This is a genomic window from Pseudomonas sp. Snoq117.2 (assembly GCF_900110545.1).
In the GTDB taxonomy this organism is placed as follows: Bacteria; Pseudomonadota; Gammaproteobacteria; order Pseudomonadales; family Pseudomonadaceae; genus Chryseomonas; species Chryseomonas benzopyrenica.
The window spans coordinates 1-9,504 of record NZ_FOED01000033.1; the positions used below are offsets into that span (position 1 = coordinate 1).

Genomic DNA, 9,504 nt, shown 5'->3' on the forward strand with positions numbered 1-9,504 from the left:
ATGGCCTCGCCCCATTCCGCCACCCCGCTCATAGCCTTGGCCATTTGCACCATGGACACGACCGAGAGCAAGAGGCCCGTCGCCGCGCTTGTAGCCAGCAGAGGCAGGAAGGGCAATACCATGCCCGAGCGGCGCTCAGGGCCACGCAAACTATAGAGGCCGAAGAGCGCCAGCCCGAACAGCATCATCAAATCGGCATACAACGCGAAGCGAAGTCCGATGCTGGATGGATCTTCCATGTTTACTTGACCTTGAACGTCATGCTACCGGTGATGGGGTGGGTATCTGATGACACTGCCCGCCAATCGACCTTGTAGGTGCCGGCCGTCAAAGGCGAGGCAGGTGCAATGACCATGGAGCAAATGTTCGATTCTTCCGGGCTGGAAAAACTCGTTGATGAATGCGAAGGCCTTCGTCGAACACTCAAGCTGGCCGCTCGAAAAGCCCTGGAGGTTTGCGAACTCGTTCGCATCAGAACCTCTGTCGAGTCTGATGACTTCCTTCGCACTCGAATACGCCGGTAAACGCCGGCACACAGCGTGTTACTAACCCAGGCATGCCTGCTGGCAGGACGTGTCTGGCCAGGGCGCTGAGCCCTGGCCTGTGCGCTCAAAATCGTCGCCGCGCCAGCAACTCCGCCAACGCCCCTTCAAGCCACCCTGCGGTGCGCATCTTCAGTGCCTTGCTCCCGCACCTCGGGCACTGGTCAAACCACTCGCCGGCCATCAGCGCATCACTTTGCGATGCCACTGTCTTTGTCCAACCGCATCCTTCACATTCAAAGGTGAAGGGCCTGGGTTTGATGGGCATTCTAAATCTCCTTGGTCTCTTCGCTGATGTATTGCCGTCCGTGCATTCAACTGCCCGGATAAGCCAATTCGATCTGCTCGTCGAACGCGCCACCAACCCCGCAGTAATCACGTGGAACACGCTCAAGATCCTCGGCTACCTGCACGATCACCTGGCGCAGTTCCAGGCGTTCGAACCAGCGGGCAGGAATGGCAGCAGCACCATACTGGGCACCCAACAAGTGCCCGGCGACAAGCCCTGTGCTGCTGCTATCGCCACTGTGATTCACCGCCGTGATCACCCCTTCTTCGAGTGATCGTGCTGTCAGCGCACACCACAGTCCAATCGCCAGCGCCTGCTCAGCAACCCACCCACCGCCAAGGTCGCCAATGCGTTGCGGGGTGGGTGTATAGCCCTCGTAGTACAAAAACAGCACGCGCTCGATGAGGCTGCGCGTTTCTTCCATACCAGGTACTTGCCCATATTTGGCCAAGCTTTGAGTTACCGCGTGTTCCAGGCTGTCTTGCCTTTCGACAACACGCTGAAGAATGTCGGCGAATAGCCCTGCCGCCAGGTAGCCCGTCGGATGCCCGTGCGTCAGGCGCCCAGACTGCGCCGCGTAGTCAAATGCATTGGCAAAGAATGCACAGGGTGCAACACGTACCAAGGCGCCGCAGCCCTTGCTGTTGTTTTCGGCAACCGCTCCCAACCGCGCGCTGGCCTTTAGTGCATTCAGGCAAGTTGTGCCTGGGGAGCGACGAGACCAGAGTTCGACTTGCTTGATCAGCCAGCCATCTGTGACGATCGGTATCGCAGAGGGGTAATCCTGGGTCATCAGCCAGCGCAGCAACGCTTGGTGAACAATGCTCGGGACATGGCACGTCTGCCGTAAACTGCCAAGCACAAAAGCGCGCAGCAAACCTTCTGCGGTGAACAGCATCATCTGCGTTTCGTCGCTGATGGCGCCGGTGTTGCCGTAAGCCGGGGCAAAATCAATGATGCCCTGCGGACCAAACTTGGCCTCGATGGCAGGCCACTCAAGAAACTCCACGGGGGCGCCAAGCGCGTCTCCGACAGCACCACCCAGCAGGCAGCCTTTGATCCGTTCAAGTCTGTTCATGCGCTTCCCTTATCGCTCTGCAGAGATCAAGTTCTGCAAAATCACCAGCTTGCTTTGCAACTGCTCGATGTGCGCTTTCTCAGCACGCAGTGCCGAACGTAGCTCCCGGTTTTCCATCTCCCAGATCCGCGCCCAACGTGCGTCCTGGCGGCAGCCAAGCGCCACATGCCAGATTTCTCGCAACCTCAGGTACTGCATCAGGTACACCGTCAGGATCACCCCGATCAACACCAACGCCCCCGGTCGAAACCGCTTCAGACATAGTCATGTCCACATCCTTTCGTGACTTCAATTTATTTAGAAGACAGACACACGATATGTAGTGATCAACGACAGGTCTAGAATGTAGACTTATACAGGTAAAGTATTCGCGCACATGGAGAGGGTATGAAACGCAAGCACTCCGTTGAACAGGTACGCTGGGACCTGGCACTTCGCTATCGTTTGATCGAGACCGTTGTCTGGTGGGAAGGCAGGCTGACCACGGGGCACTTGATGCAGAGCTTTGGCATCAGCCGCCAGCAGGCATCCAAGGACATCAATACCTACATCACCGAGCATGCGCCCAAAAACTTGACATATGACAAGCAGCTCAAAGGGTATGTGCCGAGCAAGCAGTTCAAACCCCTGTTCATCGACGACAGTGCCAGCGCCTATTTGCACCTGCTCTATCAGAACAATGAGCGTGCCCCGCACATTGATGGACTGGCACTGGCTTATGCGCACACCAAGGTGTTGGAAGTGCCGGATCGCCCCATTCGACCGGAGATTCTGCGCCCCTTGCTCAAGGCCTGCCGCGAAGGCCTGCGCCTGGAAACCGAGTACGTGTCGTTCAATACCCCGAACGTAGAGGTTCGCCTCATCGCTCCTCACACGCTGGTGTACACCGGCATGCGCTGGCATGTGCGGGCCTACTGCGAAAAGAATGGCCAGTACCGCGACTTCGTGCTCAGCCGCCTGCGCGGGCAGCCGGACTTGCTCGACGAATCGCCGAACACACGGGAGCTGGATGAAGACTGGAATGTCGAGATTCCGGTTATCTTCGAGCCCGATGGGCGATTAAACGAGGCACAGAAGGCAATCATCGAAACCGACTTCGGGATGACGCAAGGACAATTGGTGGTGCCCAGCCGCAGGGCCTTGGTGAAGTATGTGTTGATGCGTTATCGGATCGACCCGCGCAATCTGGCAACGAGCCCTGAGGCCCAGCAAATTGTGGTGAGCAACCTCAAGGAACTGAGGCCGTGGCTGATGAATGACTGACGCTCAAATTCCTGAGACGAGGGGCATGACGTCCCGAGTCGATGGCCAGCTAATGCTCGTTCAGCCGCGGGTGTATCTGCTCAACCCTATTCGGAGGACGACTCACCCGCGGGCAGCAAGAAGAGATCCAGCCGTCGAGGATTTCAGCCATACCGGCTGGCGACATCTGTATCAACAGTCAGGGCTGTCCCCAGTCACTGTAGTTTCCGCCCCATACCTTGGGCCTCGATGATCATGCGGTCGAGCAGAGCGAGCATGTCATCGACATCAATTTCCTGAAAGCAGCCCTTCGCCTCCTGCTCCAGGATCATGGCGGCGAACTCCTCGCTGTATTCGACCTCACCCTCGGTTTCAACTTGCGCAGGTGCCGGGTCACCCGAGTGACCATCCTCTTGATCGTTACACATCACGAACCTCGCATTGAAATGGGACCTTAGCTGAGCGGCCGCGCCAACTTGGCCCAAGCAGACACCCGTTGGAAGCAAAAAAAGGACGGAGTTGTCGACGTTATCGGCGTTTGTCAGGCCGAATCAGCGTCACGTCGGTCCAGCTCCTGTTTCATCTCCATGTACTCACGGACAAACTCGTAGCCCTTCTTGGCAACGACGATGACACCGATAATTGCGAACAGATTCTTCATAGCACAACCTCTTGGGATTGACGGGTTTCTTCGACCGCTCCGTACCTGACCGCCATGCACAAGCCATTGACCAGGTTCATGTCTTGCGGCGTCTGGCAACGAATGGCCGTCAGATCAGGACTGGCGACGATACAAGCCAGCGACTTCGCCCGACTGACCGCCACATTCAAACGGTTTTTCGAGTACAGGAAGCCGATGTCCCTGGGCAGGTAGTCTTCATTCGACGTCGCCATCGAGACGATGACAATCTCTGCCTCTTGCCCCTGAAACTTATCTACAGTGCCGACGCGCGCACCCGCCGGCAGCACTTGCTTCAATAGCTGTACCTGCAAATTGTAGGGCGCCACGACCAGGATGTTTTCGAGAGACACCGCGTGCTCCTCGCCAGTGTTATCCACATAGCGCTGCTGCAGAAAGTACGTGTACAGCGCTTTGACGTACGCAGCTTCTTCATCGGAACTCTGGCCGTTGCCGTCGTGCTCCACAGGGCAAAACATCAGTCCGCTGCCCGGTACCTCCGGGCGCTGGCCATCCAGTCGCAACACCTGCCGCTCGGCTCCTGGTGCCGACGACAGCTGGCCTTCGTACACCGCATGAGAAATGAATGAGCAAACGTGCGGATGCATCCGCCAGGTTTGCGCCAGAAACACCCCACGGTCAGGCGCAATGGTGGGCGTGCCATCCAGCAGATAATCGAGGATAGAGTCACCGGAACGGCCAGGGTGCACGCCTTGCACTGGTTGCGACAATTGCATCTGGTCGCCCATCAAGACGATGTTGCGTGCCGCAATGCCCATGGTGACCAGGTTCGCCACGCTCACTTGACCGGCCTCGTCGATGAAGAGGTAATCCAACGCCTCGGTGAAGGTCTCGTCGGCAAATAGCCAGGCGGTACCCGCAGTCAGGTCAATTCCCGGCCCCCAGGCGTGAAGGAAATCCTTTTTGTCTTCGATGGAGCGAATGCAGCGACCAGTGAACTCAGTGCCATCTCCCTCCGATGACTTTTTCAACCCTTTGAATGCAACGCCCTCTGCTTGTGCCCGAGACTCAACAGCAGCCAACAGGTTGTCGATGGCATGGTGCGAATTGGAGGTCACACCGATGCGCTTGCCTGCTTTGAGCAGGTCAACAATGACGTGCGAGCCCGTGTAGGTCTTGCCGGCACCCGGTGGCCCCTGAATAAACAGCACGCTGTTCTCGAGGTTGCGTACCACCTGCTTGATGGCATCCGTCGTCGTCAGGCGTGGATCCAGCAGTGGCGCACCCGGCTGGACGTCTTTCACCCGTGGAACGCGTCGATCGCCACCGCCTGGAAGCGCTGCTCACCGGCCAAGACGCTGTCGGCATAGCGAAACAGTGCCTCGCGCAGCGAAGTCGATGGAATCGGCCTGCCGGGAATCATGTCGAAGTCATCCGGTGGCGCTTTGTTCGCGGTGGCTTTGAACATCGCCAGACACGCGTTACTGTCCAGGTCAACCAACTGCACATTGGCCAGAGACTCGGTGATGACGCCTTGGGAACCCGTGCGCATCTTGCTTTCTTGAGGTTCGAAACTGTACTCAAACAGAAATGATTTCTTGCTCGGTTCGGGCGACGTTTTTGTACGCCGCAAACCGGCCAGGCTCTCGATATCCTCCAGCAGCTCCTCAGTGGTCATGTCCTGACGACTGAACAACTGCCACCATGTCGGCTTGTCTGCCCGACGGTGGAAATCGAGCAGTTGGAAGGTGAGCAGCCTGACTTGATCCGCTTCGCTCAGAGCACATTCGGCGGCGGACAAGCCAGCGAGCAAACGATCGCAATAGCTTTCCAGACGAACCTCGATCTCCTTTTGTTCCGCTACAGCTTTCTCGCTTTCTGCTTCAGGCTCGGAGAGAGTGCTCGCATCCGAAGGTTTAATGCTCAAAAGCCAGTTGCGCAGAAGATAGGTGGATAGCACGTCGTCTTCGTTGTACCGCTCGATCTGCTCGAGCAACGCCGACTCGGCAGTCTCTTTCCAACGCTCATAAAACACGATGCTCGCACCGGCATTGGTAACGTCGCCGTCGCGCGGCCCCATGTAAAAATGCTCGATGTTCTTGATCGAGTAGCTGGGCTCAGACACCCGGATCGCTTCGCGCACGACCTTGTAGAGGTCGATCAGCTTGCCGTTGCGCAGCAACCAGTCCACTTGTGCCTCGCGTGTACCGTGCTGGCTCATCAGGCGCTTGAGGGCCGTCTCTTCATAGCTGGCATAGTGGTAGACATGTGCGCTGGGGTAACGCTTGAGATGGGCGATGACCCAGTCGATGAACTGCTCGAACGCGATCTTTTCTTCCTCTCGGCTATGTGCCCAGAAGGGTTTGAAGGATTGTTGGCCACCTTCGTCGATATACAGACCGAAGAGATATTCCAAGCCGCCCTCCTCCAGCGGATTGCCCTCCATGTCGAAAAACAGATCCCCCTCAACCGCCGTGGGCATTCGGCTAAAACCACGCCTTTTCCCCACGACCGGCAGAAACTCGAACAACGGGCCATCACTGGAGCGCCCCTGGAACTGCAAACGCGCCTGATGGCGCAACTTGCCCAGCGACTCCACTTGCAACTTGGGGATGCGCAAGTCATCGGTACTGTTCGCCAACTGCTGCAATGTGGTCACTCCACCAGCCTGCAATTTCTTGATTTGCGAGCGGCTGATGCCGGCGACTGCCGAGAGGTGATCGTCTTGCAGCCGTTGTTCGTCACAGCGATCGCGCCACACACAAAACCCGCAATGTCCGCATGGCTCCGGGTACGTCACAGGTTGTCCGTCACTGTTCACGAACGCCGTGAAACGCTGCAGCACTTGCTCCAGATAATCGGCATAGTCAGCGACCCGAAATGCCTGCTCCGTACGCGCAGCATCACCCAGTACGACATACATGAACTGCGGCTGTACGCCCTGGATCGAAATCAGCATTCGCGAGTAAAGCGCAACCTGCACAAGGAACTTGGCCTTTGCAGACTTGGCCAGCTTGGTGTCGATTACCTCATAGCTGTGATCGCCCAACGCCGAAGCCTGCGGCACCTTACGCAGGAAGTCGGCGTGCCCAATGAAAGCACCTTCCTGAAGCGAAGCCTGGAAGATGATGTCCGCACCAGCCTTCATGGCCTCAATGGTCAGTTCCACCCGCCGCGGGAAACTCGAATTTCCCTCGGCAACGTCGACTACGTGAGCATTTTCGCGTTTGAGTCGTTCAAGAAACGCCGCTTCATGAGCGAGCCCCTTGCCGTGGATCAGGCGGTTCTGATCGCTTGCCGGCGCTTTTTCCATCGGGGCAACAAGATGCTGGAGGTCCAGTGCCGTTAGGTGCTGGCACTCCAGAAAACCGCAGATGTCTGAGGCGGAATACAACTGAACGCCGTTCCGGGTTTGCATGGTTGTATTCCATCCTGTGAAAGGCCAAGGGGCACATGATGCTGCGCAAATGTTGCGTGTGTGGCTCAGGCGTCGAGCGAGCAATCCTGGTAAAACTGCTCGAACAGGCTCGTTGGCAAGTGCTGCGCATCAAGCAGGCCGAAGTGCTTGCCCACGTTGCGCCCCAGGGCCATGAGTGTCCTTGCAGAGTTCTCGGTACCGGCATAGCCGGTACTCACGATGTAGTCGACACGACCCTTGTCGGTCGTCGCTCGCGCATACGCGTTGCCCGTGATCAACACATCCACCAGGCAGACACTGACGCGCTCTTCACCGACTGTGAACGGCTCGAGGGCCTCGGTAGCAAGGGCCGCACGCAATCCGTCCTCACCACCGGCGACGATGCGCTCAAGCTGTGCAAGCGGTCGGCCGAACAAGTCGAACTCTTCAATGGAAAACGGAAAACAGTAGCCCTGTGCAGTGGTACGCGTGAGCGGCTTCTCGTCACGCGGCTGGGCCACCAGCCATTCAACAAACGAATCTTTGTTATCGAGTGCACCGCTGTAGCGGAAGGCCAGATAATCCTTGAGAACCTGGCTGAAAGGATGACCCGTGGGCACCCAACTATTGCCACCACGCTCACGGTCCTGCGTCTCGACTTCTGGCTCACCCGCTGTGGAATCAGACGCCAGCGCCAGGCCAAAGCAGCGAAGATCATAGCCAAGCATGAACAGGCTGGCCTCGAAGGCATGGCAACGCGCGGGGAGAATCCCTTGCCCAGCAAACCAGTTGGTACGCTCGAGCAGCGCTCGGATAATCCAGCCCAAGCGCACTTGCCAACGCGCCCACTCGGCATAGTCGATCGTCGAAAACTGTGGCGCCGCCACGCTGTTCAGGAACGCTCCCGGGTTGCGGATCTGGCTGCCTCGCGCGCCGCCGGAAGGGAACATCAGCAAGGGTTTACCACGCTCTGCCCAATGCTGGCGAAACAGCGAATACAACATGGCAATCGCAGCGCCCACACGGCTGTCATAGATTGGAGAACCGGACAAATCGAGCAAGGCGTGAATCTTGGTCAGGCCAGAATCGAAACGCTCGACATTGCTAGCGTCGAGGTCATCCAGGTCATTGTCACCGTCGAGCGTCATAAGTCCGGCCATCTTTTTCAGGTAGCCCGACAACTCGCCTTTGGCCGCCAACCGGTGCAAGAACGGAATGGCGCCCCGCACGCCACCCCAACGAAGAATCTGCAAACACGCCTGAAGCGCTTGTTGATCATCACCTGCGTTGACCGCACTCGTCAGCCACTCACGCAGTTGCCCCAAAGAGCGTTGGGTTTCAGCCCAGGTTTCAGACTCAACCACACTCTGGTTGGAGTCGTGCCAGCTTGCCTTCCAGCGATAGAGCTCAAGTATCCGCTCAATCCCCTGGACTTCAACCGTCAAACCGCCAGGTACAAACTTGCTGGACTTGAAGCGCAGCTTGAACGTGAGCGCCGGCAAGTTGGCTGCCAGCCATGCAACGAAAGATTCCACTTCGGGTTGTGCCAGGAACTGTTCACGCTTCATGCAGGCCGCCTTGCGGGCAATGTCGAATGGCCATACCCTAAGCAAAATGGTAGGCCACTTCCACGTTGTCTGTTCATACAGGTAAACAAAGCGAGCAGGTTCTAATGCCTTGAATAGACGCTTTTCAACGCCAGCGGCGATTGGCATTTAAAATGTCTGCGTTAGGCATGAAAGACAGGCACAGCCGGGGCTGCGTTTTTTTTGAAGAGCGTTTAGGTCAACGCGCCGCCAACCTACGGCCAGTTCCCGACCGCACCGTGTCATAAGCGACCAGACCGTAGGCCAGGGCAATCCCGGCTGGCGCCACATACATCACCACCTGAGCCATCAACTGCGCCATAGCCTCCGCCTGCTGTTGCATCCGCTCGACCATATCGCCGGTGGCTTGCACATCCATCATGCCCACAAACCCGACGCTCATGACGAGGGGTTCTACCCCGTTAGCACGGACACTTTCGAGTAAGCTCATACCGAGCTGAAGGAGTGTTCATGAAGCGCAAGAAATACAGTCCTGAATTCAAGCGGGAAGCCATCGAGTTGGTTCGTCGTTCAGGGGCGAGCTGTCGACAAGTGGCCCTGGAGATTGGTGTAGCTCCGAACCTGCTCACACGCTGGGTTCGAGAAGCACAACCAGGCACAGAAAAGGCCTTTCCCGGAACCGGTAGTCCGCGAGATGAGGAGCTAGCCCGCCTCAAGCGTGAGTTGGCCCGGGTGACCAAGGAACGTGATTTTTTAAGAGACGCGGCAG

General features: G+C 57.5%; 10 protein-coding genes and 2 pseudogenes. 2 read left to right on the forward strand and 10 right to left on the reverse strand.

The genetic code is table 11. The features are described from left to right. From BMZ43_RS25565 to BMZ43_RS25585, 5 genes and pseudogenes are all read right to left on the reverse strand, one after another. Positions 1–239: pseudogene (locus BMZ43_RS25565) on the reverse strand (copper resistance protein CopD); the annotation flags it as partial. 2 nt (positions 240–241) lie between these two features. Next, positions 242–472, reverse strand: a complete 231-nt coding sequence (locus tag BMZ43_RS27040) for a copper resistance protein CopC (protein WP_256563534.1) — start codon at positions 470–472, stop codon at positions 242–244. Between the two features lie 137 nt (positions 473–609). After that, on the reverse strand, positions 610–810 hold the full coding sequence (locus BMZ43_RS25575; RefSeq protein WP_093257766.1) for a hypothetical protein: 201 nt from the start codon (positions 808–810) through the stop codon (positions 610–612). Positions 811–856: 46 nt separating this feature from the next. Continuing rightward, positions 857–1,909, reverse strand: a complete 1,053-nt coding sequence (locus tag BMZ43_RS25580; protein ID WP_093257768.1) for an ADP-ribosylglycohydrolase family protein — start codon at positions 1,907–1,909, stop codon at positions 857–859. 9 nt (positions 1,910–1,918) lie between these two features. Beyond that, positions 1,919–2,177, reverse strand: a pseudogene (locus BMZ43_RS25585) (hypothetical protein). Between the two features lie 119 nt (positions 2,178–2,296). On the opposite strand from BMZ43_RS25585, the gene BMZ43_RS25590 reads away from it, so the two are divergent. After that, complete coding sequence (locus BMZ43_RS25590) at positions 2,297–3,172, forward strand: BrxR family helix-turn-helix transcriptional regulator (protein WP_093257771.1); 876 nt, start codon at positions 2,297–2,299, stop codon at positions 3,170–3,172. A 194-nt stretch (positions 3,173–3,366) separates the two neighbouring features. On the opposite strand, the gene BMZ43_RS25595 is transcribed toward BMZ43_RS25590, so the two are convergent. The 5 genes from BMZ43_RS25595 to BMZ43_RS25610 all read right to left on the reverse strand — a co-directional run bounded on the left by BMZ43_RS25595 (position 3,367) and on the right by BMZ43_RS25610 (position 9,177). Continuing rightward, positions 3,367–3,579: a hypothetical protein gene (locus BMZ43_RS25595; protein ID WP_177344868.1), complete on the reverse strand. Its 213-nt coding sequence runs from the start codon at positions 3,577–3,579 to the stop codon at positions 3,367–3,369. 229 nt (positions 3,580–3,808) lie between these two features. After that, positions 3,809–5,095, reverse strand: coding sequence for a DEAD/DEAH box helicase (locus BMZ43_RS26785; protein WP_218189470.1), 1,287 nt, complete (start codon positions 5,093–5,095; stop codon positions 3,809–3,811). Then, positions 5,092–7,209: a TM0106 family RecB-like putative nuclease gene (locus BMZ43_RS26790; protein ID WP_218189471.1), complete on the reverse strand. Its 2,118-nt coding sequence runs from the start codon at positions 7,207–7,209 to the stop codon at positions 5,092–5,094. The genes BMZ43_RS26785 and BMZ43_RS26790 overlap by 4 nt, the downstream gene beginning before the upstream one ends. A 65-nt stretch (positions 7,210–7,274) precedes the next feature. Next, positions 7,275–8,903 carry a hypothetical protein gene (locus tag BMZ43_RS25605; RefSeq protein ID WP_231357459.1) on the reverse strand — a complete coding sequence of 543 codons (1,629 nt, stop codon included), beginning with the start codon at positions 8,901–8,903 and terminating at the stop codon, positions 7,275–7,277. 70 nt (positions 8,904–8,973) lie between these two features. Beyond that, entirely contained in the window at positions 8,974–9,177 is a 204-nt protein-coding gene (locus BMZ43_RS25610) for a hypothetical protein (RefSeq protein WP_093257780.1), read from the reverse strand. 68 nt (positions 9,178–9,245) lie between these two features. Between BMZ43_RS25610 and BMZ43_RS25615 the strand changes: the two genes are divergently transcribed. Beyond that, a partial coding sequence (locus tag BMZ43_RS25615; RefSeq protein WP_143075342.1) for a transposase occupies positions 9,246–9,504 on the forward strand: 259 nt, incomplete at its 3' end.